General features: G+C 70.1%; 27 protein-coding genes. 21 read left to right on the forward strand and 6 right to left on the reverse strand.

The window, feature by feature from the left end; translation table 11 throughout:
* Positions 1-12 precede the first annotated feature (12 nt).
* The 6 genes from MW290_RS23215 to MW290_RS23240 are packed head-to-tail and all read left to right on the forward strand — an operon-like array spanning position 13 to position 5,836.
* Positions 13-1,545, forward strand: coding sequence for an acyl-CoA carboxylase subunit beta (locus tag MW290_RS23215; protein ID WP_250196717.1), 1,533 nt, complete (start codon positions 13-15; stop codon positions 1,543-1,545).
* A gap of 11 nt (positions 1,546-1,556) precedes the next feature.
* On the forward strand, positions 1,557-3,584 hold the full coding sequence (locus MW290_RS23220) for an acetyl-CoA carboxylase biotin carboxylase subunit (RefSeq protein WP_250196718.1): 2,028 nt from the start codon (positions 1,557-1,559) through the stop codon (positions 3,582-3,584).
* A gap of 19 nt (positions 3,585-3,603) precedes the next feature.
* The gene (bioB, locus tag MW290_RS23225; RefSeq protein ID WP_250196719.1) at positions 3,604-4,629 is read left to right on the forward strand and encodes a biotin synthase BioB; all 1,026 of its coding nucleotides are present in this window, start codon (positions 3,604-3,606) and stop codon (positions 4,627-4,629) included.
* Positions 4,630-4,635: 6 nt separating this feature from the next.
* Positions 4,636-5,127 (forward strand): VOC family protein, encoded by a 492-nt coding sequence (locus MW290_RS23230; protein WP_250196720.1) that lies wholly within the window; start codon positions 4,636-4,638, stop codon positions 5,125-5,127.
* A gap of 5 nt (positions 5,128-5,132) precedes the next feature.
* Positions 5,133-5,450: an ATPase with chaperone activity gene (locus MW290_RS23235; RefSeq protein WP_250196721.1), complete on the forward strand. Its 318-nt coding sequence runs from the start codon at positions 5,133-5,135 to the stop codon at positions 5,448-5,450.
* Entirely contained in the window at positions 5,387-5,836 is a 450-nt protein-coding gene (locus MW290_RS23240; protein WP_445659483.1) for a DUF7079 family protein, read from the forward strand. The genes MW290_RS23235 and MW290_RS23240 overlap by 64 nt, the downstream gene beginning before the upstream one ends.
* Positions 5,837-5,838: 2 nt before the next feature.
* Here MW290_RS23240 and MW290_RS23245 read toward each other — a convergent pair whose 3' ends face one another.
* The 3 genes from MW290_RS23245 to MW290_RS23255 are packed head-to-tail and all read right to left on the reverse strand — an operon-like array spanning position 5,839 to position 9,536.
* Entirely contained in the window at positions 5,839-6,633 is a 795-nt protein-coding gene (locus MW290_RS23245; protein WP_250196723.1) for a competence protein CoiA, read from the reverse strand.
* A gap of 12 nt (positions 6,634-6,645) precedes the next feature.
* Positions 6,646-6,843 carry a YqaE/Pmp3 family membrane protein gene (locus MW290_RS23250; RefSeq protein ID WP_250200097.1) on the reverse strand — a complete coding sequence of 66 codons (198 nt, stop codon included), beginning with the start codon at positions 6,841-6,843 and terminating at the stop codon, positions 6,646-6,648.
* Positions 6,844-6,848: 5 nt separating this feature from the next.
* A complete protein-coding gene (locus MW290_RS23255) occupies positions 6,849-9,536 on the reverse strand; it encodes an excinuclease ABC subunit UvrA (RefSeq protein ID WP_375142846.1) in 2,688 nt (895 codons plus the stop codon).
* Positions 9,537-9,758: 222 nt separating this feature from the next.
* Between MW290_RS23255 and MW290_RS23260 the strand changes: the two genes are divergently transcribed.
* From MW290_RS23260 to MW290_RS23275, 4 genes are all read left to right on the forward strand, one after another.
* Positions 9,759-10,754, forward strand: coding sequence for a demethoxyubiquinone hydroxylase family protein (locus MW290_RS23260; RefSeq protein WP_250196725.1), 996 nt, complete (start codon positions 9,759-9,761; stop codon positions 10,752-10,754).
* Positions 10,755-10,770: 16 nt separating this feature from the next.
* Positions 10,771-11,178, forward strand: coding sequence for a DUF4149 domain-containing protein (locus MW290_RS23265; protein WP_250196726.1), 408 nt, complete (start codon positions 10,771-10,773; stop codon positions 11,176-11,178).
* 179 nt (positions 11,179-11,357) lie between these two features.
* On the forward strand, positions 11,358-11,618 hold the full coding sequence (locus tag MW290_RS23270) for a c-type cytochrome (RefSeq protein ID WP_250196727.1): 261 nt from the start codon (positions 11,358-11,360) through the stop codon (positions 11,616-11,618).
* Entirely contained in the window at positions 11,615-12,901 is a 1,287-nt protein-coding gene (locus MW290_RS23275) for an NAD(P)/FAD-dependent oxidoreductase (RefSeq protein WP_250196728.1), read from the forward strand. The genes MW290_RS23270 and MW290_RS23275 overlap by 4 nt, the downstream gene beginning before the upstream one ends.
* Here the strand turns inward: MW290_RS23275 and MW290_RS23280 are convergent.
* The gene (locus MW290_RS23280) at positions 12,898-13,659 is read right to left on the reverse strand and encodes a FadR/GntR family transcriptional regulator (RefSeq protein WP_250196729.1); all 762 of its coding nucleotides are present in this window, start codon (positions 13,657-13,659) and stop codon (positions 12,898-12,900) included. The genes MW290_RS23275 and MW290_RS23280 overlap by 4 nt on opposite strands.
* Before the next feature lie 155 nt (positions 13,660-13,814).
* Here MW290_RS23280 and MW290_RS23285 point away from each other — a divergent pair, with 155 nt between their 5' ends.
* Genes MW290_RS23285 through MW290_RS23295 form a run of 3 tightly spaced genes read left to right on the forward strand, consistent with a single transcriptional unit; the run spans position 13,815 to position 17,161 of the window.
* Entirely contained in the window at positions 13,815-15,251 is a 1,437-nt protein-coding gene (locus MW290_RS23285) for an aldehyde dehydrogenase family protein (RefSeq protein WP_250196730.1), read from the forward strand.
* A 22-nt stretch (positions 15,252-15,273) separates the two neighbouring features.
* The gene (locus MW290_RS23290) at positions 15,274-16,035 is read left to right on the forward strand and encodes an SDR family oxidoreductase (RefSeq protein ID WP_250196731.1); all 762 of its coding nucleotides are present in this window, start codon (positions 15,274-15,276) and stop codon (positions 16,033-16,035) included.
* A gap of 31 nt (positions 16,036-16,066) precedes the next feature.
* Complete coding sequence (locus MW290_RS23295) at positions 16,067-17,161, forward strand: TRAP transporter substrate-binding protein (RefSeq protein ID WP_250196732.1); 1,095 nt, start codon at positions 16,067-16,069, stop codon at positions 17,159-17,161.
* An 80-nt stretch (positions 17,162-17,241) separates the two neighbouring features.
* Here MW290_RS23295 and MW290_RS23300 read toward each other — a convergent pair whose 3' ends face one another.
* Both MW290_RS23300 and MW290_RS23305 read right to left on the reverse strand, forming a co-directional pair.
* Positions 17,242-17,460, reverse strand: a complete 219-nt coding sequence (locus MW290_RS23300) for a glycine zipper 2TM domain-containing protein (protein WP_250196733.1) — start codon at positions 17,458-17,460, stop codon at positions 17,242-17,244.
* 119 nt (positions 17,461-17,579) lie between these two features.
* Positions 17,580-18,653: a calcium/sodium antiporter gene (locus MW290_RS23305; protein WP_250196734.1), complete on the reverse strand. Its 1,074-nt coding sequence runs from the start codon at positions 18,651-18,653 to the stop codon at positions 17,580-17,582.
* Positions 18,654-18,740: 87 nt separating this feature from the next.
* On the opposite strand from MW290_RS23305, the gene MW290_RS23310 reads away from it, so the two are divergent.
* The 8 genes from MW290_RS23310 to rbsD all read left to right on the forward strand — a co-directional run bounded on the left by MW290_RS23310 (position 18,741) and on the right by rbsD (position 26,027).
* Positions 18,741-19,526, forward strand: coding sequence for a DUF2189 domain-containing protein (locus MW290_RS23310; RefSeq protein WP_250200098.1), 786 nt, complete (start codon positions 18,741-18,743; stop codon positions 19,524-19,526).
* Positions 19,526-19,741 (forward strand): DUF2788 domain-containing protein, encoded by a 216-nt coding sequence (locus MW290_RS23315; protein ID WP_250196735.1) that lies wholly within the window; start codon positions 19,526-19,528, stop codon positions 19,739-19,741. Before MW290_RS23310 ends, MW290_RS23315 begins: the two co-directional genes overlap by 1 nt.
* A gap of 387 nt (positions 19,742-20,128) precedes the next feature.
* On the forward strand, positions 20,129-21,118 hold the full coding sequence (locus MW290_RS23320) for a sugar ABC transporter substrate-binding protein (protein WP_250196736.1): 990 nt from the start codon (positions 20,129-20,131) through the stop codon (positions 21,116-21,118).
* 19 nt (positions 21,119-21,137) lie between these two features.
* Positions 21,138-22,676: a sugar ABC transporter ATP-binding protein gene (locus MW290_RS23325; RefSeq protein ID WP_250196737.1), complete on the forward strand. Its 1,539-nt coding sequence runs from the start codon at positions 21,138-21,140 to the stop codon at positions 22,674-22,676.
* Positions 22,673-23,650 (forward strand): ABC transporter permease, encoded by a 978-nt coding sequence (locus tag MW290_RS23330; protein ID WP_250196738.1) that lies wholly within the window; start codon positions 22,673-22,675, stop codon positions 23,648-23,650. The genes MW290_RS23325 and MW290_RS23330 overlap by 4 nt, the downstream gene beginning before the upstream one ends.
* 6 nt (positions 23,651-23,656) lie before the next feature.
* Positions 23,657-24,679, forward strand: coding sequence for a LacI family DNA-binding transcriptional regulator (locus MW290_RS23335; RefSeq protein WP_250196739.1), 1,023 nt, complete (start codon positions 23,657-23,659; stop codon positions 24,677-24,679).
* Positions 24,676-25,623: a ribokinase gene (rbsK, locus tag MW290_RS23340; RefSeq protein ID WP_250196740.1), complete on the forward strand. Its 948-nt coding sequence runs from the start codon at positions 24,676-24,678 to the stop codon at positions 25,621-25,623. The genes MW290_RS23335 and rbsK overlap by 4 nt, the downstream gene beginning before the upstream one ends.
* Positions 25,620-26,027, forward strand: coding sequence for a D-ribose pyranase (rbsD, locus tag MW290_RS23345; protein ID WP_250196741.1), 408 nt, complete (start codon positions 25,620-25,622; stop codon positions 26,025-26,027). Before rbsK ends, rbsD begins: the two co-directional genes overlap by 4 nt.
* Positions 26,028-26,029 lie beyond the last annotated feature (2 nt).

Here is a 26,029-nt window from a genome sequence, read left to right on the forward strand (position 1 = left end):
GGCCACGACGCCATGCACGACATCCTCGAACAGCTCGAAGCCAAGCGCGCCAAGGCGCGGCTGGGCGGTGGCCAGAAGCGCATCGACGCGCAGCACGGCAAGGGCAAGCTCACCGCGCGCGAGCGCATCGACCTGCTGCTGGACGACGGCACCTTCGAAGAATGGGACATGTTCGTCGAGCACCGCTGCACCGACTTCGGCATGGAGAACAACCGGCCGCCCGGTGACGGCGTGGTCACCGGCTACGGCATGATCAACGGCCGGCTGGTGTTCGTCTTCAGCCAGGACTTCACCGTGTTCGGCGGCGCGCTCAGCGAGGCGCATGCCGAGAAGATCTGCAAGGTGATGGACCAGGCGATGAAGGTGGGCGCACCGGTCATCGGCCTCAACGATTCGGGCGGCGCCCGCATCCAGGAAGGCGTGGCCTCGCTCGGCGGTTATGCCGACGTGTTCCAGCGCAACGTGATGGCCTCGGGCGTGATCCCGCAGATCAGCATGATCATGGGGCCCTGCGCCGGCGGCGCGGTGTACAGCCCGGCCATGACCGACTTCATCTTCATGGTCAAGGACAGCTCGTACATGTTTGTCACCGGCCCCGAGGTGGTGAAGACCGTGACGCACGAGGAAGTGACCGCCGAGGAACTGGGCGGCGCCGTCACCCACACCGGCAAGAGCGGGGTGGCCGACCTGGCCTTCGAGAACGACGTGGAAGCGCTGCTGATGCTGCGGCGCTTTTTCAACTACCTGCCGCTGAACAACCGCGAGAAGGCGCCGGTGCGCCCCAGCGGCGACCCGGCCGGCCGGCTGGAGCTGTCGCTGGACACGCTGGTGCCCGACAACCCCAACAAGCCCTACGACATGAAGGAGCTGATCGCCAAGGTGGTGGACGACGGCGACTTCTTCGAGCTGCAGCCCGAGTACGCGGCCAACATCGTGATCGGCTTCGCCCGCATGGAAGGGCAGAGCGTGGGCATCGTGGCCAACAATCCGCAGGTGCTGGCCGGCTGCCTGGACATCAAGAGCAGCATCAAGGCCGCGCGCTTCGTGCGCTTCTGCGATGCCTTCAACATCCCGGTGGTCACCTTCGTCGACGTGCCCGGCTTCATGCCCGGCACCAGCCAGGAGTACGGCGGCATCATCAAGCACGGCGCCAAGCTGCTGTATGCCTATGCCGAGTGCACGGTGCCCAAGGTCACGGTGATCACCCGCAAGGCCTATGGCGGTGCGTATGACGTGATGGCTTCCAAGCACCTGCGCGGCGACGTGAACTTCGCGTGGCCGAATGCCGAGATCGCGGTGATGGGTGCCAAGGGCGCGGTGGAGATCATCTTCCGCGAGGACAAGAACGACCCCGCCAAGCTGGCCGCCCGCGAGGCCGAATACAAGGCCCGCTTCGCCAACCCCTTCGTGGCCGGCGCCCGCGGCTTCATCGACGACGTGATCCAGCCGCACGAGACCCGCAAGCGCATCTGCCGCAGCCTGGTGATGCTCAAGGACAAGAAGCTCGACAACCCGTGGCGCAAGCACGGCAACATCCCTCTGTGAGGTCCGGCGCCATGTTCAAGAAAATTCTGATTGCCAACCGCGGCGAGATCGCCTGCCGCGTGATCAAGACGGCCCGCAAGATGGGCATTGCCACGGTGGCCGTGTACTCCGAGGCCGACCGCGATGCGCGCCACGTGCAACTGGCCGACGAGGCGGTGCTGCTGGGCCCGGCGCCCAGCCGTGAGAGCTATCTGGTGGCCGACAAGATCATCGCCGCCTGCAAGGCCACCGGGGCGGAGGCGGTGCATCCGGGCTACGGCTTTCTGAGCGAGAACGCCGAGTTCGCGCGCCGGGTGGAAGAAGAAGGCATCGTCTTCATCGGGCCCAAGCATGCGTCCATCGCGGCCATGGGCGACAAGATCGCTTCGAAGAAGCTGGCCAACGAAGCCAAGGTCAACACCATCCCGGGCTGGAACGAGGCCATCGCCTCGCCCGAGCAGGCGGTGCAGATCGCCCGCGACATCGGCTACCCGGTGATGATCAAGGCCAGCGCCGGCGGCGGCGGCAAGGGCCTGCGCGTGGCCTGGAACGACAAGGAAGCCTTCGACGGTTTCAGCTCCTGCCGCAACGAGGCGCGCAACAGCTTCGGCGACGACCGCGTCTTCATCGAGAAGTTCGTCGAGGAGCCGCGTCACATCGAGATCCAGGTGCTGGGCGACAGCCAGGGCAACGTCATCTACCTGTGGGAGCGTGAATGCTCCATCCAGCGCCGCCACCAGAAGGTGATCGAAGAAGCGCCGTCGCCCTTCATCAGCGAAGCCACGCGCCAGGCCATGGGCGCGCAGGCGGTGCAGCTGGCCAAGGCGGTGAACTACCAGAGCGCGGGCACGGTGGAGTTCGTGGTCGGCAAGGACCAGCGCTTCTACTTCCTGGAGATGAACACCCGGCTGCAGGTGGAGCACCCGGTCACCGAATGCATCACCGGCCTGGACCTGGTGGAGCTGATGATCCGCGTGGCCGCCGGCGAGCCGCTGCCGCTGCAGCAGGCCGACCTGAAGCGCGAGGGCTGGGCGATCGAGTGCCGCATCAATGCGGAAGACCCGTTCCGCAACTTCCTGCCTTCCACCGGCCGGCTGGTGAAGTACCGCCCGCCGGTGACCACGATGGAGGCCGCGGCGCCGCGGCCTGCGGATGGGGGTGTGCGGGTGGACACCGGCGTGTACGAGGGTGGCGAGATCCCGATGTACTACGACTCGATGATCGCCAAGCTTATCGTGCACGGCCGCGACCGCAACGACGCGATCGCGAAGATGCGCGAGGCGCTGGACGGCTTCGTGATCCGCGGCATCAACAGCAGCATCCCGTTCCAGGCGGCGCTGCTGGCGCACCCGCGCTTCGTCTCGGGCCAGTTCAACACCGGCTTCATCGCCGAGCAGTTTCCGAGCGGCTTCCGCGCCGAGGACGTGCAGCACGACGACCCGAAGTTCCTGGTGGCGCTGGCCGCGGCGGTGAACCTGCGCTACATGATGCGGGCCGCGGGCCTGAGCGGCCAGATGCCGGGCCACGGCTTCGTGGTGCGCGAGGACTACGTGGTGGTGATCCAGGGCGAGCAGGGCAACGACACGCAGGTGCCTGTGCAGGTCAAGCTGAATGGCGGCATCGTGGTGGAAGTGGACGGCAAGTCCTACACCTTCCACTCCGACTGGACGCTGCGCGACATCCGCATCAGCGGCCAGTGCAATGGCCAGGCCTTCACCGCCCAGGTGGAGCGGCTGGGCCTGTGGCTGCGCATCAGCCACCACGGCACGCGCATCGATGCGCTGGTGCTCACGCCCCGCGGCGCCGAGTTCCACAAGCTGATGCCGTATAAAGCGCCCCCCGACACCAGCAAGTTCCTGCTGGCGCCGATGCCCGGCCTGCTGGCCGACGTGCCGGTGGTGGTCGGGCAGAAGGTGCTGGCCGGCGAGAAGCTGGCCGTGATCGAGGCGATGAAGATGGAGAACATCCTCTTCGCCCAGCAGGATGGCGAGGTGGCCGAGGTGCTGGCCACGAAGGGCGAGAGCCTGTCGGTCGACCAACCCATCGTGCGTTTCGTGTGATTGACAAGGAGAGGGCTGCATGGCGGCTGGTGAACTGAACGACGTGGTGGAACAACCGGTGCAATGGGTGGCGCCACGCCCACCCCAGCCCGCGGCCGCCGCGCCCGCCTGGACGGCCGAGGCCGTGCTGGCGCTGATGGAACTGCCGTTCATGGCCCTGGTGCACCGCGCCCATGCGGTGCATGCCCAGCACTTTCCGCAGGGCGACGTGGAGCTGGCCTCGCTGCTGTCGGTCAAGACCGGTGGCTGCCCGGAGGACTGCGGCTACTGCCCGCAGTCGGTGCACTACGACACCGGCGTGGAAGCCGGCAAGCTGATGGACGTGGAAGCGGTGATGGCCGCCGCCCGCGCCGCCAAGGAAGCCGGTGCCGCGCGCTTTTGCATGGGTGCGGCCTGGCGCTCGCCCAAGGACCGCGACATCGAGAAGGTGAGCGAGCTGGTGCGCGGCGTCAAAGCCCTGGGCCTGGAAGCCTGCGCCACGCTGGGCATGCTCACGCCCGGCCAGGCCAGCACGCTGGCCGAGGCCGGCCTGGACTACTACAACCACAACCTCGACACCGCGCCCGACTTCTACGGCGACATCATCCGCACGCGGGAGTACCAGGACCGGCTGGACACGCTGGGCCATGTGCGCGACGCCGGCCTGAAGGTGTGCTGCGGCGGCATCGTCGGCATGGGTGAAACCCGGCTGCAGCGCGCCGGGCTGATCGCCCAGCTGGCCAGCCTGGACCCGGCGCCGGAATCGGTACCGGTGAACCAGCTGGTGGCCGTGCCCGGCACGCCGCTGGAAAACGCCGAGCCGGTCGATCCGTTCGAGGTGGTGCGGGTGATCGCCGCGGCGCGCATCACCATGCCGCGCTCGCGCGTGCGGCTGTCGGCCGGCCGCCGCGGCCTGGACGACGGCGTGCAGGCGCTGTGCTTCATGGCCGGTGCCAACTCCATCTTCTACGGCGACAAGCTGCTGGTCACCGGCAACCCCGACGCCACCGCCGACCGCGCACTGCTGGCGCGGCTGGACCTGCCCATCACCACCCCGCAAGGCTGAAAGCCCATGGCCACCTCCGACAAGCCCTTCCGCATCCTCGGCCTGCAGCAGATCGCCATCGGCGGCCTGGACAAGCAGAAGCTGCGCGCCCTCTGGGTGGACACGCTGGGCCTGGCCGTCACTGGCCAGTTCAGCTCCGAGCGCGAGAACGTGGATGAAGACATCTGCGCGCTGGGGCAGGGCGTGCACAAGGTGGAGGTGGACCTGATGCAGCCGCTGGACCCGGACAAGAAGCCGGCGGTGCATGCGACGCCGCTGAACCACGTGGGCCTGTGGGTGGACGACCTGCCGCGCGCCGTGGAGTGGATGAATGCCAATGGCGTGCGCCTGGCGCCGGGTGGCATCCGCAAGGGCGCCGCGGGCTTCGACATCTGCTTCATCCACCCCAAGAGCAACGACGAGTTCCCGATCGGCGGTGAGGGTGTGCTGATCGAGCTGGTGCAGGCGCCGCCCGAGGTCATTGCCGCGCTGGGCGGTGCCGCCGTGGCCGCAGGTTGACCTTCATGGACGACAGCAGTCAGATCGTCATCCCTGAATCGTTCATCGCGCTGTACCAGAGCGCGCCGGGCCGCAAGCCCAGCCTGCCCCGGCTGGAGCTCACCGCCCGCTACGAGCTGTGCGAAGACCTGGCCACCTTGCTGGTGGACCAGGCGCAGACGCTGCAGTTCAAGGACGACCTGCCCGAAGACATCGTGCTGGACCGCTGCCTGCGCGGCCTGCAGGCCAGCCCCGAGACGGTGAGCGCCGACGAGGCGGTGTGGGTGGTGCGGCGCACCGCCGAGTTGCTGAACTGGACCTGGGCGCCGAAAGCGCCGGTCTGAGGTCCCAGCCGTTGAGTTCAGCGGCTGCGCCACCGACGGACCAGGACCTGTGCGTGGCCCTGTCCGACCTGTTCGTGGACAACGTGCCGGACTACGACGCCATCGCGGCTGTGGCCAGGCACTTTCCGATCGCGCACGTCGAGACGGTGCTGTTCGACTGGGTGGCCCCGGTGTGCCATGCCAACCTGCTGACCGCGGTGCCGCCGGTGTGGTCGGGCTTTGCGCCCGCGCCCTTGTGGCAAGCCATCGCCGACCATCGCCGGCGAGTGTCTGATGCCGGCCCGTTCAGGAAGATGATCGACCGAGCCAGGCACCAGATGCTTCGCCGGCGCCTGGCCCCGGAGTGGCACGAGTTGAGACGGCGACTGGGTGCGCCCACGGCCTGAGCCTAGCCAGGCCCTTCACCCGTTTTCCACCACGCCGGCTGCTCGTCCACGTACAGGCTGCAGCGCGGCACCTGCACCGTGCCGCCCGACCATTCACGCCGCACCACGGGCCGAAAGCCGGTGCTGATGGCCACACGCGCGCCGTGGTTCGGGTTGCGGTAGCGCCTGGAACGGCGGGGCTGGCCGCCCACCGTCAGCGGCAGGCCCTGCGCATCGCGCGTGGTGTAGGCGGGCGTGTGCAGCCAATGGGCGTCGAAGTGCACCGGCTGCAGCTCGTCGGCCTGCGTCCAGTAGTACACCCGGCCGCCGTACACCGCATGGCACCAGCGCTCCCAGGCCTTGGGGTTGTAGGGGCTGAAGGCGATCTCTTCACCCGCCAGCGCCACCCACAGCACATGCACCTGCTGCGCGTGGTAGGCCAGCGTGCGGCGCACCAGCACCTCCAGCGGCAGCTCGCTGCGCTGGATCTCGATGGCCACCGGCACGCCGCGGATCAGCGCGAACACATCGGCCACGTTGCTGCCGATGTCCTTCTCCAGCTCCACCTCGGCCACGCCTTCGGCGCCGCGCAGCGCGTCGAAGATGGCCTGCTTGCAATCGCGGTGCTGCGCGCTTTCGCCCCAGCCGCGCAGGCAGTCACCGGGCTTCGCCTGGTGGCGGAAGTGATGGACGCGGATGGCGCCCTTGACCAGCAGGGCCGGGGCACCGCAGCCTGCGCAGCGGAAAGGCCCATGCAGCCGGTGGCAGTGGCCGGCCTGCACCTTCCGGCCATCGGCTTCGCGCAGCGCGGTCAGCATGGCCCGGCGCGTTCAGGTGCGCCGCTGGCCCAGCGCCTTCTCGATCTTCTGGTCGGTCTTGTACTGGCTCAACGCATACACCGCCCAGATGGTGGCGGGCAGCCAGCCGATCAGCGTGACCTGCAGGATCAGGCACACGATGCCGGCGATCGGTCGGCCGATGGTGAAGAAGGTGAGCCATGGCAGGAGGAGGGCGATCAGCAGTCTCATGATGGTCATGCAGATGGGGTCGTGGGCATCTTAAGCAAGCGCCGCAGGTACGGCCCGGTGCGGCTGCCATCGGCCTGCGCCACCTCGGCCGGCGTGCCGGCGGCCACGATGCGGCCGCCCTGGTCGCCACCGCCGGGGCCCAGGTCGATCACCCAGTCGCAATCGGCCACCACGCGCAGGTCGTGCTCCACCAGCACCACGGTGTTGCCAGCCTCCACCAGCTGCTGCAGCTGCGTCATCAGCCGGTCGACGTCAGCCGGGTGCAGGCCAGTGGTGGGCTCGTCCAGCACATAGAGCGCATCGCCGCGCTGGGCGCGCTGCAGTTCGGTGGCCAGCTTGATGCGCTGCGCCTCACCGCCCGACAGTTCGGTGGCCGGCTGGCCCAGGCGCAGGTAGCCCAGGCCGATGTCGCGCAGCAGGGCCAGCGGGCGGGCCACGGCCGCGTCCTGCTCGAAGAAGGCGAGGGCTTCTTCCACCGTCATCGCCAGCACGTCGGCAATGCTGCGTCCGCGCAGCTTCACCTGCAGCGTGGCCTCGTTGAAGCGCTGGCCGTGGCAGGTGGGGCAGGGCGCATACACGCTGGGCATGAACAGCAGCTCCACCGAGACGAAGCCTTCACCTTCGCAGGTGCTGCAGCGGCCCTTGGCCACGTTGAAGGAGAAGCGGCCGGCGTCGTAATGCCGCTGGCGCGCCGCGGGCGTGGCGGCGAACAGCTTGCGCACGTGGTCGAAGAGGCCGGTGTAAGTGGCCAGGTTGGAGCGCGGCGTGCGGCCGATCGGCTTCTGGTCGACCTGCACCAGCCGACGGATGCGGTCCAGGCTGGTGGCATCGATGCGGCCATCGGCCCGCGCGACGACCTCGGCCTGCAGCGGGTCGGTCTCGTCATCGGACGGCGAGGGCGGCGGTTCGCCACCCAGGTGGGCCTGTACCAGGCCGACCAGCGCCTGCGTCACCAGGCTGGACTTGCCCGAACCCGACACGCCGGTGACGGCCGTGAGCACGCCGAGCGGAAAGCGTGCGTCGACGCCCCGCAGGTTGTTCAGCGTGACGCCTTGCAGCACCAGCCAGTCGGTCGGCGGGCGCGGCAACCGGTGCGCCACCGCTTCCTCGGCGAACAGGTAGCGCGCGGTGTGCGAGGCCGCCACCTGCTGCAGGCCTTCCGGCGGCCCGCTGTACAGCACACGGCCGCCGCGTTCGCCCGCATCGGGGCCCACGTCCACCAGCCAGTCGGCGCGGCGCATCATGCCCAGGTCATGCTCGACGACGAAGATGGAGTTGCCCGACTGCCTGAGCTGTTCCAGCGACGACATCAGCGCTTCGTTGTCGGCCGGGTGCAGGCCGGCCGAGGGCTCGTCCAGCACGTAGACCACGCCGAACAGGTTGGACCGGATCTGCGTGGCCAGCCGCAGGCGTTGCAATTCGCCCGCCGAAAGGCCTGGCGTGCTGCGGTCCAGCGACAGGTAGCCCAGGCCCAGCTGCTGCAGGGTGTGGATGCGCGCCAGCAGCTCGGTGCAGATGCGCTGGGCCGCCAGGCGCTTTTCGGCCGACAGGTTGGGCGTGCGCCGGGCATCGCTGGCCACGGCATGGGCGGAACCGCCCGCGGCCACGCGGCGGGCGGTGTCTGCCCGGGCCGCAGCGCGGTCCAGCGTCTGGCCGCCCGCTTCGTCGAATTCACCCCGCGCCGCGGGGGCCAGGATCCGAGCCACGTCGTCCAGCGGCATCTGCTGCAGGGCGCCGATGTCCAGTCCCGCGAAGGTGACGGACAGCGCCTCGGGCTTGAGCCGCTTGCCGTGGCACAGCGGGCAGGGGCTGGCGAGCATGAAGCGGGCGGCGCGGCGCTTCATCTGCGCGCTGTTGGAATGACTGAAGGTGTGCAGCACATGCCGGCGTGCGCCGGTGAAGGTGCCCTGGTAGCTGGGCTCCAGCTTGCGGCGCAGCGCCTCGCGCGTCTGCGCGGGCGTCAGGCCGGCGTACACCGGCACCGTGGGCTGCTCTTCGGTGAACAGGATCCAGTCGCGCGTCTTGCGCGGCAGGTCGCGCCAGGGCACGTCCACGTCATGGCCCAGTGTGACCAGGATGTCGCGCAGGTTCTGGCCCTGCCAGGCCGTCGGCCAGGCGGCCACCGCCCGCTCGCGGATGGTGAGTGAATCGTCGGGCACCATGGTGCGTTCGCTCACCTCGAACACGCGGCCGACGCCATGGCATTCGGGGCAGGCGCCTTGCAGCGTGTTGGGCGAAAAGTCTTCGGCGTAAAGCATCGGCTGGCCGGGCGGGTAGCTGCCGGCACGCGAATACATCAACCGCAGCGAGCTCGACAGCGTGGTGACGCTGCCCACGGACGAACGGGCGCTGGGCGTGCCGCGCTGCTGCTGCAGCGACACCGCCGGCGGCAGGCCCTCGATGCTGTCGACGTCAGGCATGCCCACCTGGTCGATGAGCCGCCGCGCATAGGGCGACACCGATTCGAAATAGCGGCGCTGCGCTTCGGCGTACAACGTGCCGAAGGCCAGCGACGACTTGCCCGAGCCCGACACGCCGGTGAACACCACCAGCGCATCCCGCGGGATGTCGACGTCCACGTCCTTCAGGTTGTGCTCGCGGGCGCCGCGGACGCGGACCGTGGCGGTGTTGGAAATGCGCGTAGGGGCAGCGGCGGTCAAGGTCGAGTCGGAGCGGCAGTGCTGGTGCGTCATCATGCGTGTCGACGCGATCTTCCGGGTAGCGGTCCAGGCCGCCTCGGATCGCGGGGCTTGTCCGACAGCTGGCGAATTCCATCTTCAATAATTGACATAATATTGATTGTCATCGAACAGCAGAAGTCACCGACCCGACAACGTCACGGGTTGTGCCCATGCCGTCCATGGCCTTGGCCGTGACGGCAGCAGGCCTGCGCGCGCTGTCACAGACTCCGCAACGTGAACACCGCCGTCCAGCCTGAAACAACGGCCCCAGCAGCCGCCGATGCGCCTTGCGTCTACTACGACGGCGCTTGTCCGTTGTGCTCGCGTGAAATCGCGGCCTACCAGCGCGCACGCGGTGGCGACACGCTGCAGTGGGTCGACGCCTCGGGCTGCAGCGCGGCGGAACTGGGGCCGCAGCTTCCACGCGACAAAGCCTTGGCGCGCCTGCACGTGCGTCTGCCCGATGGCCGGCTGGTCAGCGGCGCGCGGGCCTTTGTCGCCGTCTGGCAGCAACTGCCGGCTTTTCGCGGCCTGGCGCTGCTGGCGCGCCTGCCCGGCGCGACGCTGGTGATGGAAGGCTTGTACCGCGCATTCCTGGCGGTGCGTCCGTTGTGGCGGGCCCGCACAACGCCGGCCGCCCAAGCGCCGCTGTGGCCGCCGGCCCTGCGCCGCGAGTTGCGCACCGACCATGCCGGCGAAGCAGGCGCGGTGATGATCTACCGCGGCGTGCTGGCCATGTCGCGTGATGCTGATGTGCGGGCCTTCGCACGCCAGCATCTGCACACCGAACAGGCGCACCTGGCGCTCTTCGAAGCCGTGGTGCCGCCGGCCGAACGCAGCCGGCTGCTGCCGCTGTGGCGCGTGGCCGGCTGGCTCACCGGTGCCTTGCCGGCGCTGTTCGGCCCGCGCGCGGTGTACGCCACGATCGAGGCGGTGGAAACCTTCGTCGATGCCCACTATGCCGCCCAGACGGCGCTGATCGACGCGCTGCCTGCGCCTGCATCTGAGACCACCGACACCGGCATCGGCCCGCCGCGCACCCTGCCCGCCTTGCGAAGCCTGCTCGAAAATTGCCGGCTGGACGAAGTCGCCCATCGCGAGGACGCCGGCGGCCGCCTCGGCCTGGGTGAAGCGCAGGCCCCGCGGCGCGGCGCCATGGCCCTGCGCGCCTGGGTCGCGATGGTGTCCGCGGGATCGGCCGCGGCCGTGCGCGTCAGCCGCCACGTGTGAGCTTGGGGCGGATGCCGTGAACCTGGCACAGGCGGGCAGCCTCCTGCTCACCGCAGGCCTGTTCGGCGGCATGCTGCTGTTTGCCGGCGGTTTCGCGGCCTTCCTGTTCACTGCGCTGCCGGTCGACCAGGCCAGCCTGCTGATACGCCGTGCCTTCCCGCACTTCTACCTGTTCGTCATCGGCGCTGCCGGGCTGGCCGCGGCTGCGGCGGCCTGGGTGGACATGCTGGCCGCCACCGTGTTGCTGGCCGTGGCGCTGAGCACCGTGCCCACCCGCCAATGGTTGATGCCGGCCATCAACCGCGCCACCGACAGCGGCGCACGCGCCCGCTTTGCACGCTTGCACGGGCTGTCGGTGGCGGTGACGCTGCTGCACATCGCGGCGGCCGGCTGGGCCTTGGTGCGGCTGGCCGGGGGCGCCTGAAAGTCCTGTGGGCGGTGGCCCACGCAGTAAGCTGCGCCGCTTCAGGAGGCAGCATGCAGGTACCGGCCCCAACGCGGCATTCAGCTGGCCAGAGGCGCATCCCGCCCGGGCGGTGGGGGGCAGCCTTTCTGCTGGCGTCCGCGCTGTGGCCGCTGGGGGCGGTGGCCGGTGCTCCGGCCGTGCCGGCCGGTATCGGCACCCCCACGCTGGCCGTGCGCCAGCTGGCCGCCACCTGCGCCAGCTGCCACGGCACCGATGGCCGCCCAGCCGATGCCGCCATGCCACCGCTGGCCGGCCTGCCGCAGGGCGTGTTCACCGCGCAGATGCGCGCCTTTCGCGGTGGCGAACGGCCGGCCACGGTGATGCACCAGATCAGCCGCGGCTACACCGATGCGCAGGTGGAGGCGCTGGCCGCCTACTTCGCGGGGCTGCCGCGGTGAAGCGGCGGCGCTTCCTGGGGCGTGCGCTCGGCGTGGTGTCGGCCAGCTCGGCCCTGGCCGCCAACGTGGGCTGTGCCGGCGTGCCCCGCCAGGCGCGGCCGCAGGTGGTCGTGGTGGGTGGCGGCTTCGGTGGTGCCACGGCCGCCAAATACCTGCGGCTGTGGTCGGCCGGCACGCTGGACGTGACGCTGGTGGAACCGGCGGCGGCTTTCGTGTCCTGTCCCGTGTCCAACCTGGTCGTGGCGGGGCTGAAGACGCTGGACGACATCACCCTGCCCTACGACACGCTGGTGCAGCGCCACGGCGTGCGATGGCGGCGCGACACGGTCACCGCCATCGACCTGCCCTCTCGGGAGCTGCGGCTGGCCGGCGGCGGGCGCCTGCGCTTCGACAAGCTGGTGCTGTCGCCGGGCGTCGATCTGATGTCGGCCAGCGTGGAAGGCCTGCCCGCGGCCCAGGCCGAAGGCCGGGTGCTGCATGCCTGGAAGGCGGGGCCCGAGACCGCGGCCCTGCACCGCCAGCTGCAGGCGCTGCGGCCCGGCGGCGTGTTCGCCATCACCATTCCGCTGGCGCCCTACCGCTGCCCGCCCGGGCCGTATGAACGGGCCAGCCTGGTGGCCGACTGGCTGGGCCGCCACAACCCGCGCGCCAAGGTGCTGGTGCTGGATGCCAACGACGACGTGGTGTCCAAGGCCGCGCTGTTCAAGCAGGCCTGGGCCGAGCTGCATGCCGGCCGCATCGAGTACCGGCCGCAGCATGGCTTGATTGGCGTGGACGCCGAGCAGGGCCGGCTGCGTTTCGAGGTGCAGGACGACGTGCGCGCCGACGTGCTGAACGTGCTGCCGCCGATGCGGGCCGGTGCCATCGCGGTGCAGGCCGGCTTGGCCACCGTCAACCAGCGCTGGTGCCCGGTGGCGTTCCAGACCTTCGCTTCGGTGCATGCGCCGCAGGTGCATGTGCTGGGTGATGCCATCCAGGCCGCACCCTTGATGCCCAAGTCGGGCCACATGGCCAACAACCATGCCAAGGTGGCGGCGGCCGCCATCGTGGCCGAGCTGGCCGGCCTGCCCCCACCCGCCGAGCCGATGCTGACCAACACCTGCTACAGCCTGGTAAGCGCGGACCAGGCCATCCACGTGGCCAGCGTGCACCGCTACGACGCGGCGGCGCGCACGTTCAACGTGGTGCCGGGTTCGGGCGGCGTGTCGGCCGCCCGATCGACCCAGGAAGTGCGGCTGGCCGAAGCCTGGGCACGCAACACCTGGGCCGACATGCTGGCCTAGCCGTCCAGCTGCATCATCCGCACCCGCGCGTTCTCCACATGCGCGCGCATGCAGCGGCGCGCCGCCTCGGCGTCCTGGCTTTCGATCAGCGCGTACAGCGCCCGGTGCTCGTCCAGCGCCTCCTGCGTGCGGCGCCAGGGCTTCATGTGGGCCAGGTGGCGCCACAGGTTCACCGCGCGGCTCACGTCGTACTCCAGCATCTTCAGCACGCCCACCAGGCGCGGGTTGGCGGTGGCCTGTGCGATGGCTTCATGGAAGCCGTAGTCGAAGTGGTGCGCCACGTCGCCGCGGGCGTGGGCCTGCTCGAAGCCGTCCAGCATCTGCCGCATGCGCGCCAGGTCGGCGCCCTGCCGGCGCATCGCAGCCAGGTGGGCGCACTCGGGCTCCACCATCAGTCGCAGCTCCAGCCCGTGCAGGATGTGGCCGAGGTCGGCCGCCGTGGGCTTGGCCAGCGCCGCCGCGGCGGCCGGCTGCGGCGCCACGTAGCTGCCCGAGCCGCGCACCGACTGCAACAGCCCTTCGGCCCGCAGGCGGTCCAGCGCCTGCCGCACCACCGGCCGCGACACCTGGAAGCGGGTGGCCAGCGCCAGCTCGGCCGGCAGCCGTGCACCGGGCGCCAGCTGGCCGGTCATGATGGCGTGGAACAGGCTGTCGTACACCCGCTCGGCAAAGCGCTCGCCGCGCGGTGCGGGCGGCAAGGGCAGCGCTTCCGCGGCCGGGCGGGCGGGTGCTGCGTCGGTGGGTTCGGGTCGGGCCATGGCTGCCAAGCTGTCTGCCAGGTTGACAGCATGCGGCCACCGCGTGGCGCCCATTCTCAGGGAAAGCACGGGCCCGAAAGCAGTCAACTGCACTGACAACTTGGCGCAGCCCGCGCCTATGATGGCCCGACAACCCGACCACGCAGGAGACAGGCGTGCAGCAGCATTTCATCGCCAACCGGGCGGTTCCCCCGTCGTCGGGCGAGCACATCCCGGTGCTCGACCCCTCCGACGGCCAGCCCTTCGAGCAGTTGGCCCGCGGCAATGCCGCCGACGTGGACCTGGCCGTGCAGGCCGCCCGCCGCGCCTATGACGAAGGCCCCTGGGGCCGCATGCCCGCCGCCGAGCGCGGCCGGCTGCTGCAGCGCCTGGCGCTGAAGCTGCAGGACCATGCGGACGAACTGGCGGCGCTGGAGGCGCGCGACTGCGGCAAACCGATGAAGCAGGCGCGCGCCGATGCCGTCGCCATCGCCCGCTACTTCGAGTTCTATGCCGGCGCCGCCGACAAGCTGCATGGCGAAACCCTGCCCTACCAGGCCGGCTACACCGTGCTCACGCTGCGCGAGCCCCACGGCGTCACCGGCCACATCGTGCCCTGGAACTACCCGCTGCAGATCTTCGGCCGCAGCGTGGGCGGCGCGCTGGCGGCCGGCAATGCCTGCGTCGTCAAGCCTGCGGAAGACGCCTGCCTGTCGCTGCTGCGGGTGGCCGCGCTAGCGGCCGAGGTGGGCTTTCCGGCCGGCGTCATCAACATCGTGACGGGCTATGGCCATGAAGCCGGCGACGCGCTGGTGCGGCACCCGGGCATCGACCATGTGTCCTTCACCGGCTCACCCACCATCGGGCAGGTGGTGGTGCGCGCCGCGGCCGAGCACCACACGCCGGTGACGCTGGAGCTGGGCGGCAAGTCGCCGCAGATCGTGTTCGACGATGCCGACGTGGACGCGATGCTGCCGGTGGTGATCAACGCCATCGTGCAGAACGCCGGCCAGACCTGCTCGGCCGGCAGCCGGCTGCTGGTGCAGCGCAGCTTGTATGGACAAGTGCTGGAACGCCTGGGCGACGCTTTCAGCCGCCTGCGCGTGGGCAGCGCTGCGATGGACCTGGACTGCGGCCCGCTGATCCGCCGTACCCAGCTGCAGCGGGTGGCCGGCTTCATCGAAGAAGCGCAGCGCGACGGCCTGCCCATCGTGGCGCAGGGCCGCATCGAGCCTGGCGTGCCGGCCGGCGGCTTTTACCAGGCGCCCACGCTGCTGCGCGACGTACCGCCCCAGCACCGGCTGGCGCAGCAGGAGGTGTTCGGGCCGGTGCTGGCCGCCCTGCCCTTCGACACCGAGGACGATGCGGTGCGCATCGCCAACGGCACGGCCTACGGCCTGGTGGCCAGTGTGTGGACGCGCGACGGCGGCCGCCAGCTGCGCCTGGCGCGCCGCGTGCGCGCCGGCCAGGTGTTCATCAACAACTACGGGGCCGGCGGCGGCGTGGAGCTGCCCTTTGGCGGCGTCAAGGCCAGCGGCCATGGGCGGGAAAAAGGCTTCGAGGCCTTGTACGCCTTCACGGTGCTCAAGACCGTGGCCATCAAGCATGACTAGACAAGCAGCAGGAGACAGAACGATGCGCGTCGAAGGCAAATCCATCATCGTCACCGGCTCGGGCGGCGGCATCGGCGAAGGCATCGCCCGCCGGCTGGCGGCCGAAGGCGGGCGCATCGTGGTCAACGATGTGAACGAAGCGGCCGGCCGCCGCGTGGCCGAAGCCATCGTCGCCGAAGGTGGCAGCGCCACCTTCGTGCAGGCCGACGTGACCCGCAGCGCCGACATGCAGGCCCTGGTCGCCGCTACGGTGCAGGCCCATGGCCGGCTGGACGTGATGGTCAACAACGCCGGCTGGACCCACCGCAACCGGCCGATGCTGGAGGTGAGCGAAGCCGACTTCGACAAGCTCTATGCCATCAACGTCAAGAGCATCTACCTGTCGGCGGTGCATGCGGTGCCGGTGATGCGGGCGCAGGGTGGCGGCAGCTTCATCAACATCGCCTCCACCGCCGGGGTGCGGCCACGGCCGGGGCTCACCTGGTACAACGGGTCCAAGGGCGCGGTGATCACCACCAGCAAGTCGATGGCGGCCGAGCTGGGGCCGGACAACATCCGGGTCAACTGCATCAACCCGGTGTTCAACCCCGACACCGCGCTGTCGGCCGAGTTCGCCGGCGGCCCGGTGGACGACGCGCGCCGCGCCAAGTTCCTGGCCACCATTCCGCTGGGCCGCTTCAGCACCGCACTGGACGTGGCCAATGCAGCGCTGTACCTGGCCAGCGATGAAGCCGCGTTCATCTCGGGCGTCTGCATCGAAGTCGATGGCGCCCGATGTGTCTGACTGGATAACAACACGCTGAGGAGACCCACCCATGCAACGCAGAAAGTTCATCACCCGCGCCGCCATCGGCAGTGCCGCGGCCGGCACCCTGGCCGCACCGGCGCTGGCCCAGGGGCAGCACCCCGAGATCCGCTGGCGCCTGGCCAGCAGCTACCCGAAAACGCTGGACACCATCTACGGCGCGGTGGACCTGGCCGTCAAGCGCGTGGCCGAGCTGACCGACGGCCGCTTCAAGATCAGCCTGCATGCGGCCGGTGAGCTGGTGCCGCCGCTGCAGGTGCTGGACGCGGTGATGGACGGCACGGTGGAAGCCGGCCACAGCGCCAGCTACTTCTACATCGGCCGCGACCCCGCGTTCGGCTTCGGCACCGCGATGCCCTTCGGCCTCAACACCCGCGGCCAGAACGCCTGGCTGTACGAAGGCGGCGGCAACGACCTGCTCAACGAGTTCTATGCCGGCTTCGGCCTGTACCACCTGCCCATCGGCAACACCGGCGCGCAGATGGCCGGCTGGTACCGCAAGGAGATCAAGACCGTCGAGGACCTCAAGGGCCTGAAGTTCCGCATCGGCGGCCTGGGCGGCATGGTGCTGTCCAAGCTGGGCGTGGTGCCGCAGCAGCTGGCAGCGGGCGACCTTTACCCGTCACTGGAAAAAGGCGTGATCGACGCGGCCGAGTTCGTGGGCCCCTACGACGACGAGAAGCTCGGCCTGCACAAGGTGGCCAAGTTCTACTATTACCCCGGCTGGTGGGAAGGCTCGGCCACGCTGCCGCTCTTCATCAACCAGAAGGCCTGGGCCTCGCTGCCGCCGATGTACCAGGCCGCCGTCAAGGCCGCTGCCGCCGAAGCCAACCAGTGGAGCACCGCCAAGTACGACATCGGCAACCCGGCCGCCCTCAAGCGGCTGGTGAGCGGTGGCGCGCAGCTGCGCGCCTTCCCGAAGGCCGTGATGGATGCCAGCTTCACCGCCGCGGGCCAGCTGTACACCGAGCTGGCTGAAAAGAGCCCGGCCTTCAAGAAGATCCACGCCCATTGGGCCAAGTTCAGGGACGAGCAGCTGCTGTGGCAGCAGTTCTGCGAGCAGCCTTTCGACACCTACATGGCCAGCACGCGCCGCCGCAGCTGAGCGCGGTGCAGACGACAAAAAGCCCGGGCATGCCCGGGCTTTCCGACAGAGAGGGAGGAAGCTGAGACTACCACGCAGACTCAGTTGCAGCGACCGCCCGAGCCCACGAGGCCGCCGGCCACTGCGCCACCCACGGTGCCCACGGTGCTGCCACCGGTCAACACCGAACCGGCCACACCGCCGACGCCAGCGCCGACAGCCGTGCCCTTCTGGCAATCGCTCATGCTGGAACAGCCGGTGGCCAGCACCGCCGTCACCAGGCCAGCCACCAGGATTGCGCCGCGCTGCAAGGTCTTCATGAGAAGGTCTCCGTGAAAGTGATGGCACAAGCTTAGGCTGCGCCCACTGTCTGCAACAGAAGCACACGCCTCGCGCGCGTGTCGGACAGGCCCGACAAAGACCCGCCAGACACTGGGCGTCAGCCCGCTGGCGGCGCTTGGCGGGCCGAAGGCCGGATGACAGACACCACGATGGTGATCAGGGTCAGCGGCAGCACGAAGCCCAGCATCATGTGGCTGAAGGCCGGCAGCGCATCGTGGTGCTGCGCCCGCAGCACCAGGTAGGCGGTGTAGGCCGCGTAGTAGGCCAGGAACACCGCGCCTTCCCAACGGGCGATCTGCCGCCCGGTGAAGAAGAACGGCAGGCAGGCGAAGGCCACGGCGATCATCACCCAGATGTCGAAGTGCAGCAGCGACGCAGCGACCGTCAGCCCCTGCGGCCCCAGCAGCGCCGACAGCCCGAGGCACCCCAGCAGGTTGAAGGTGCAGCTGCCCACCACGTTGCCCACCGCGATGTCGCGCTGGCCACGCACCGCCGCCATCACGGAAGTGGCCACCTCGGGCAGCGAGGTGCCGGCCGCCACCACGGTCAGGCCGATCACCAGGTCGCTGACGCCCAGCGCCTGGGCCATCGTCACCGCCGCATCCACCAGCCAGCGTGAGCCCAGCACCAGCAGGGCCAGCCCGCCGATGACCAGCAGCAGTTGCACGGCCCAATGGCCGCCCGCATGCCCCGCGCTGCTGTCGTCGCTGGGGGCCTGGGCCGCCGCCTCGCGCCGCGACTGGATCACCAGCGCCGCGGTGTAAGCGATCAACAAGCCCACCAGCCACAGGCCGTCGAGCCGGCTGAGCGTACCGTCCAGGCCCAGGGCCAGCAGCAGCACCGAAGCGCCGATCATGATGGGCACCTCCTGGCGGATGACCTGCCGCGCCACCGTCAGCGGCACGATCAGCGCCGACACGCCCAGGATGAACAGCACGTTGAAGATGTTGCTGCCCACCACGTTGCCCACGGCGATGTCGGTGCGGCCACTGAACACGGCCCCCACCGACACCGCGGTTTCGGGCGCACTGGTGCCGAAGGCCACCACCGTCAGCCCCACCACCAACGGCGACAGGCCCCAGGCCAGCGCCAGCCTGGAAGCGCCGCGCACCAGCAGCTCGGCGCCCACCACCAGGGCCGCGAGGCCCGCCAAGAACCAGACCAGGGTCATGCATGCGCTCCCGTGCAAGAAGCCTCAGTGTCCCATGGCATGACGCGCATCAAGGCGCCTGGCGGCAAGGCCTGCCAGCATGCGCGGATGACACCCCCGTTCGCGCCCCGCGCCCTGCAGGACAGCCGCCGCCATGCGGTGCGCCGGATCGGCCTGCTGCAACCGCTGCACTGGCTGGCCCTGGGCTGGCGTGACCTGCGGGCCTGCCCGCTACCGGGCCTGCTGCACGGGCTGCTGCTGGCCAGCTTCGGCCTCTTGCTGGCGCTGCTGGCGCACCGGCAGTTCTGGCTGCTGACCGGCGCCTTCAGCGGCTTCCTGCTGGTGGGGCCGATCCTGGCCACCGGGCTCTACGACGTCAGCCGACGGCTGCAACGGGGTGAGCCGGCCGGGCTGGGCCACGCGCTGCAGGTGTGGGTGCCCCGCGATGGCCGGCTGGTGGTGTTCGGCGTGCTGCTGGCGTTCGCGGGTACCGGCTGGGTGGTCACCTCAGCGGCGGTGATCACCGGCCTGTCGCCCCAGCCGATCACCGAGCCGCTGCAGTTCCTGCGCCGCGTGGTGCTGGCCGAGCAGGGCTGGTTGTTCGAGCTGTGGCTGGCGGTGGGCGCGCTGCTGGCGGCGCCGGTGTTCGCTTCCACCGTGGTGGCCATCCCGCTGCTGCTGGACCGGCGCATCGGCATCCTGGGCGCGGTGTTCACCAGCTGGCGCGCGGTGCTGGAGAACCCGGCGCCGCTGGCGCTGTGGGCGGTGCTGCTCACGGGCTTGACGGTCCTGGGCATGCTGACGGCGATGCTGGGACTGGTGGTGGTGGCACCCTGGCTGGCCCATGCCAGCTGGCATGCCTACCGCGACCTGGTGGCCCCGGAGCAAGCCTGATGTTCGGCTTCACCGAAGAACAGTTCGCCTGGTTCGGCATGACCTTCGGCCTCGGCGCCTTCATGCTCTATATGGTCTTCATCATCCTGAACCTGGCGCGTGAGTCGAAGGCTGGAAGGTTCGGGACGTTTGTGCTGCTGCTGGGGCTGGGGTTGGGGCTGGTGGGGTTTTTGGCCAAGGGGGTCATCAAGTTCTTCCTGTCCGGCATCGAGTGAGGTTCTGACTCGGCGGGTTTGGATGCGCTTGTGCGCTGGGCTGGGAGCCGATGGGCCTTTGAGCCGCACAGTGCTTGTTCAAAGCGCCACCTGCGACGAGTGTTCTGCCGATGCGCCAGCGAGCCCCCAGGGAGGGTGGGGTGCTGGGCGGAGGGACATCAAGGAGGAGGCTTCGGCGCAGCCGAAGCCGGGGGACAGTCCCGCAGTCCAGCACCCCGCCCTCCCGCCGCGACCAAGCACATCCACCCTCGCCACTCAGGGAAAACGACAACCAAAAATCACCCCGCAAACGTTTGCGCAAACGTTTTCGTGTCCTAGACTCCCGCCCGCCGGCCCCGTGGCTCATCACCCGCGCGCCGCGTGCACACCCTACTCCGGAGACAAGACATGACCGCACGCTTCCCGTCCGCTGCTTCCCTCTTCACCCGCCGCCGCTGCGCGCAGGTGTTCGGCGCTTCCGCCGCGCTGGTGCTGTCCGCGGCCCTGCTGCCGGCCGCGCAGGCGGCCGACAAGCCCAAGGTCGCGCTGGTGATGAAGTCGCTGGCCAACGAGTTTTTCCTGACCATGGAGCAAGGCGCCAAGGCTCACCAGAAGGAAAACGCCGACAAGTACACCCTGGTGGCCAACGGCATCAAGGACGAGACCGACACCGCCGCCCAGATCCGCATGGTCGAGCAGATGGTGGCCCAGAAGGTCGATGCGCTGGTGATCGCGCCGGCCGACAGCAAGGCCCTGGTGCCGGCCATCAAGAACGCCATCGACAAAGGCGTGCTGGTGGTCAACATCGACAACCGCTTCGACCAGGCCGCGCTGAAGGAAAAGGGCATCAAGGTGCCCTTCGTGGGCCCCGACAACCGCGCCGGCGCCAAGCTGGTGGGCGATGCGCTGGCCAAGACGCTGAAGTCCGGCGACAAGGTCGGCATCATCGAAGGCGTGTCCACCACCTTCAATGCGCAGCAGCGCACCCTGGGCTACCAGGACGCGATGAAGGCCGCCGGCGTCACCGTGGTCGGCGTGCAGTCGGGCCAGTGGGAAATCGACAAGGGCAACACCGTGGCCGCCGGCATGATGCGTGAGCACCCCGACCTGAAGGCCCTGCTGGCCGGCAACGACAGCATGGCCCTGGGCGCCGTGGCCGCCGTCAAGGCTGCCGGCAAGACCGGCAAGGTGGCCGTGGTGGGCTACGACAACATCAGCGCCATCAAGCCCATGCTGCAGGACGGCCGCGTGCTGGCCACGGCCGACCAGTACGCCGCCAAGCAGGCGGTGTTCGGCATCGAGACCGCGCTCAAGGCCCTGGCCGCCAAGACCCCGCAGGCCCAGATGCCCGAAGAAGTGAAGACCGACGTGGTGCTGGTCACCAAGGACAGCAAGTAAACCGCCGAGGTTGCAGGCCATGGAGCGCACGCCGCTGCTGACGCTGGAAGGCATCGGCAAGGACTACGCGGCCACCGTGCTGGACGGCGTCAGCCTCTCGCTGCAACGCGGCGAGGTGCTGGCGCTGACCGGCGAGAACGGCGCCGGCAAGAGCACGCTGTCGAAGATCGTCTGCGGGCTGGTCAACCCCACCCGCGGCCGCATGACGCTGGACGGCCAGGCCTATGCCCCCGTCTCGCGGCGTGATGCCGAACGGCAGGGCGTGCGCATGGTGCTGCAGGAGCTGGGCCTGGTGCCCACGCTCACCGTGGCCGAGAACCTGCTGCTGGGCGCCCTGCCCCACACCGCCGGCTGGCTCAGGCGCGGCGAGATGGCGCAGCGCGCCCGCGCGCAGCTGGCCCGCATCGGGCTGGAAGACCTGGACCCGTGGACGCCCGTCTCGCGCCTGGGCATCGGCCACCAGCAGATGGTGGAAATCGCCCGCAACCTGCACGACGACACCCGCGTGCTGATGCTGGACGAGCCGACCGCGATGCTGACCCCGCGCGAGACCGACCGGCTGTTCGAGCAGGTGGCGCAGCTGGTGGCGGCGGGCGTGTCCATCGTCTACGTGTCGCACCGGCTGGAAGAGCTGCAGCGCATCGCCCACCGCGTGGCCGTGCTGCGCGACGGCCGGCTGGTGGACGTGCTGCCGATGCAGGGCCTGCGTGAAGAAGAACTGGTCGAACGCATGATCGGCCGCACCCTGGTGGAAGACAACGGCCGTGGCCGCCGGCCTGCGGGCCCGGTGCGGCTGCGGGTGCAGGGCCTGGCCCGCGGCAAGGTGGTGCGCCCCACCAGCCTGGAGCTGCACGGCGGCGAGATCCTGGGCCTGGCCGGCCTGGTGGGCTCGGGCCGCACCGAGCTGCTGCGCCTGATCTACGGCGCCGACCAGCCCGACGCCGGCAGCGTGGAGCTGCTGCCCATTGACGGCGGCCCGGCGCGCCGCTGGCGCAACCCCGTGCAGGCGGTGAAGGCCGGCATCGGCCTGGTGAGCGAAGACCGCAAGGCCGAGGGCCTGCTGCTGCCGCAGTCCATCCGCGTCAACACCACGCTCAGCGACCTCGGTGCCGTCTCGGCCCGCGGCTGGCTGAAGCCGGCGCGCGAAAGCGGCCTGGTGCAACAACTGGTGAAAACGCTGCGGGTGCGCTGCACCGACGAAGAACAACCCGTGGCCGCGCTCAGCGGCGGCAACCAGCAGAAGGTGATCTTCGCCCGCTGGCTGCACCGCAACTGCGAGGTGCTGCTGCTGGATGAGCCCACCCGCGGCGTCGACATTGGCGCCCGCGCCGACTTGTACAGCCAACTGGAACGCATGGCCGCCGAAGGCCGCGCGCTGCTGGTGGTGTCCAGCGACCTGCGCGAGCTGATGGCGCTGTGCGACCGCATCGGCGTGATGAGCGGCGGCCGCCTCGTGCGCACCTTCGAGCGCGGCCAATGGACCGAACAATCCCTGCTGGCGGCGGCCTTCTCGGCCGCTGTGCCGGCTGAAGACGCAACCCTGAGCGAGCCCGCATGACCTCCTCCGCCTCCCCCAGCCCCACGCGCACTGGCGCGCTGCGCAGCGAGCTGGCCACCTACCTGGGCCTGGCCGCCGTGCTGGTGGCCATGGTGCTGCTGTTCAGCACGCTCAGCGACTACTTCTTCAGCGTCGAGACCTTCATCGCCATCGTCAACGAGATCCCCGCGCTGGCGGTGATGGCGGTGGGCATGACCTTCGTGCTCATCGTGGCCGGCATCGACCTGTCGGTGGGCTCGGTGCTGGCATTGAGCGCCGCGCTCAGCGCCACCGCCATCCTGCAGTGGCAATGGAGCGTGCCGGCCGCGGCGCTGCTGGGCCTGGGCGCCGGCGTGCTGTGCGGCGCGGTGCTGGGCTCGGTGTCGGTGGCCTTCCGGCTGCCGTCCTTCATCGTCTCTCTGGGCATGCTGGAAGTGGTGCGCGGCGCGGCCTATCTGGTCACCGATTCACGCACCCAGTACGTGGGCGAGCGCATCTCCTGGCTGGCCCAGCCCTGGCTGGGCAATGTGTCGGCGGCCTTCGTCATCGCGGTGCTGCTGGTCATCGTCGGCCAGCTGGTGCTCACGCGCACGGTGTTCGGCCGCAGCGTGGTGGGCATCGGCACCAACGAAGAAGCGATGCGCCTGGCCGGCGTCGATCCGCGGCCCATCCGCATCGCCGTGTTCGCCCTCACCGGCCTGCTGGCCGCGCTGGCGGGCCTGATGCAGGCGGCCCGGCTGGAAGCGGCCGACCCCAATGCGGGCCAGGGCATCGAGCTGCGTGTCATCGCCGCGGTGGTGATCGGCGGCACCAGCCTGATGGGCGGGCGCGGCTCGGTGGTCACCACCTTCTTCGGCGTGCTGATCATCGCGGTGCTGGAAGCCGGCCTGGCCCAGGTGGGCGCCAGCGAGCCCAGCAAGCGCGTGGTCACCGGCTGCGTGATCGTGGCGGCGGTGATCGTCGACACGCTGCGCCAGCGCCGCCGCGGAGGCTGAGCGGTCATGGCCACCATCAAGGACGTGGCGCTGCGCGCCGGCGTGTCCGTCACCACCGTCTCGCACGTGGTCAACGGCACGCGGCACGTCAGCCCCGACGGGCGCGAGCGGGTGGAGCAAGCCATCCGCGCGCTGGGCTACGTGCCCAGTGCGGTGGCCCGCAGCCTGAAGCGCAACACCACGCACACGCTGGGCATGATCACGCCCAACAGCTCCAACCCCTACTTCGCCGAGATCGTGCGCGCGGCCGAAGACCGCTGCTTCGGTGCCGGCTACACCCTCATCCTGTGCAACACCGACGATGAGCCGCGGCGCCAGAGCATGGTGCTGCAGGTGCTGGCCCAGCGCCGCATCGACGGCCTGATCGTGGTCAGCAGCGGCGACGACGCCGGCCTGCCCGCGCTGCTGGCCGGGCTGGAGATGCCCACCGTGCTGCTGGACCGCGAGATCGACACCCTGCCCTGCGACCTGGTGGAAACCGCCCACATGAACGGCGCGCTGCTGGCCACCCGCCACCTGGCCACGCTGGGCCACCGGCGCATCGCCTGCATCGGCGGCCCGCGCGGCCTGGTGCCCAGCGAGCAGCGCATCGCCGGCTGGCGGCTGGCGCTGGCCGAGATCGGCGCCGGCAGTGGGCACACCCCCGAGCCCGAGGCCGACGAGCTGCTGTGGCATGGCGACTTCACCAGTGAAAGCGGCTATGCCTGCATGCATGCGCTGCTGCGCCACACGCCGCGGCCCAGCGCCGTGTTCGTGGCCAACGACCTGATGGCGCTGGGCGCCTTGTGCGCCGCCCATGAATGCGGCGTGGACGTGCCGGGCGACATCTCGGTGGTGGGCTTCGACGACATCGAGCTGGCCCGCTTCAGCAGCCCGCCGCTGACCACGGTGGCGCAGCCCAAGCAGCGCATCGCGGCGCTGGCGGTGGACATGCTGCTCGAACGCATCGAGGGCCGGCGCGCCGACCCGCGCAAGGTGGTGCTGCAGCCTGAGCTGCGGGTGCGCGCTTCCAGCGGAGCGGCCCGATGAGCAGCACTTCGACCAGCCCAGCCATCGTGGTACTCGGCAGCCTGAACATGGACCTGCTGATGCGGGTGCCGCGGGCGCCGCAGGCCGGTGAAACCCTGCTCGGCCGCTCGCTGCAGCACCTGCCCGGTGGCAAGGGCGGCAACCAGGCCGTGAGCTGCGCCCGCCAGGGCGCCGCGGTGACGCTGATCGCCCGCGTGGGCCGCGACGCCGACGGCGATGCGCTGTGCGCCGCACTGTCGGCCGACGGCATCCGCCTCGATGCGGTGCAGCGCGACGACACCGAGGCCACCGGCGTGGCGCTGGTGATGGTGGAAGACAGCGCGCAGAACCGCATCGTCGTCATCCCCGGCGCCAACCTCACGGTGACGCTGGATGAAGCGGTGTTCGCCCAGGCGCTGCAGGGCGCGGGCGCCTTCGTCACCCAGCTCGAATCGCCGCTGTCGGTGGTGCTGCGCGCGGTGGCACTGGCGCAGGCCGCCGGCTGCCCGGTGGTGCTCAATCCGTCACCCATGCAGCCGCTGCCGGACGCGCTCTGGCCGCAAATCGACACCCTGGTGGTCAACGAAGTGGAAGCCGCCGAATACACCGGCCTGCCGGTGGCCGACGGGATCGGCGCCGTGGCCGCCGCGCGGGCGCTGATGCAGCGTGGCGTGCGCCGCGTGGTGGTGACGCTGGGCGCGCAGGGCGCGGTGAGCGTGGATGCGCAGGCCGCGGTCTGGCACCCGTCGTTGAAGGTGCAGGCGGTGGACACCACCGCCGCCGGCGACACCTTCACCGGCGCGCTGGCCGTGGCCCTGGCCCGCGGCGCCGCGCTGCCCGAGGCGGCACGCCGCGGCATCCGCGCCGCGGCGCTGTGCGTCACCCGCCCCGGCGCGCAACCGTCCATCCCGCATGCGTCCGAGGTGGATGCCATGCCCGAACCCCCGCCCTGGAGTGCCCTATGAAGCGCAACCGCCTGCTGCATGCCGAACTGTCCCGCGTCATCGCCTCGCTGGGCCATGGCGATGCGCTGGTGATCGGCGACGCCGGCCTGCCCATCCCCGATGCGCCGCAGGGCCACGGCGGCCCGCAGCGCATCGACCTGGCGGTCACCCGCGGCGTGCCCGCCTTCGACGACGTGCTGGCCGCGGTGCTGAGCGAGATGCAGGTCGAGCGCGCCCTCATCGCCACCGAAGCCTGCGATGGCGGCAGCGCCCTGCCCGCCTGGGTGGCGCCGATCGACGCGCCAGTGCAGGCCGTGAGCCATGAAGACCTGAAGCTGGCCACCCGCAGCGCCCGCGCCGTGGTGCGCACCGGCGAGTTCACGCCCTACCGCAACGTGGTGCTGCTGGCGGGCGTGGTGTTCTGATG

The organism is Aquincola tertiaricarbonis (assembly GCF_023573145.1).
In the GTDB taxonomy this organism is placed as follows: domain Bacteria; phylum Pseudomonadota; class Gammaproteobacteria; order Burkholderiales; family Burkholderiaceae_C; genus Aquincola; species Aquincola tertiaricarbonis_B.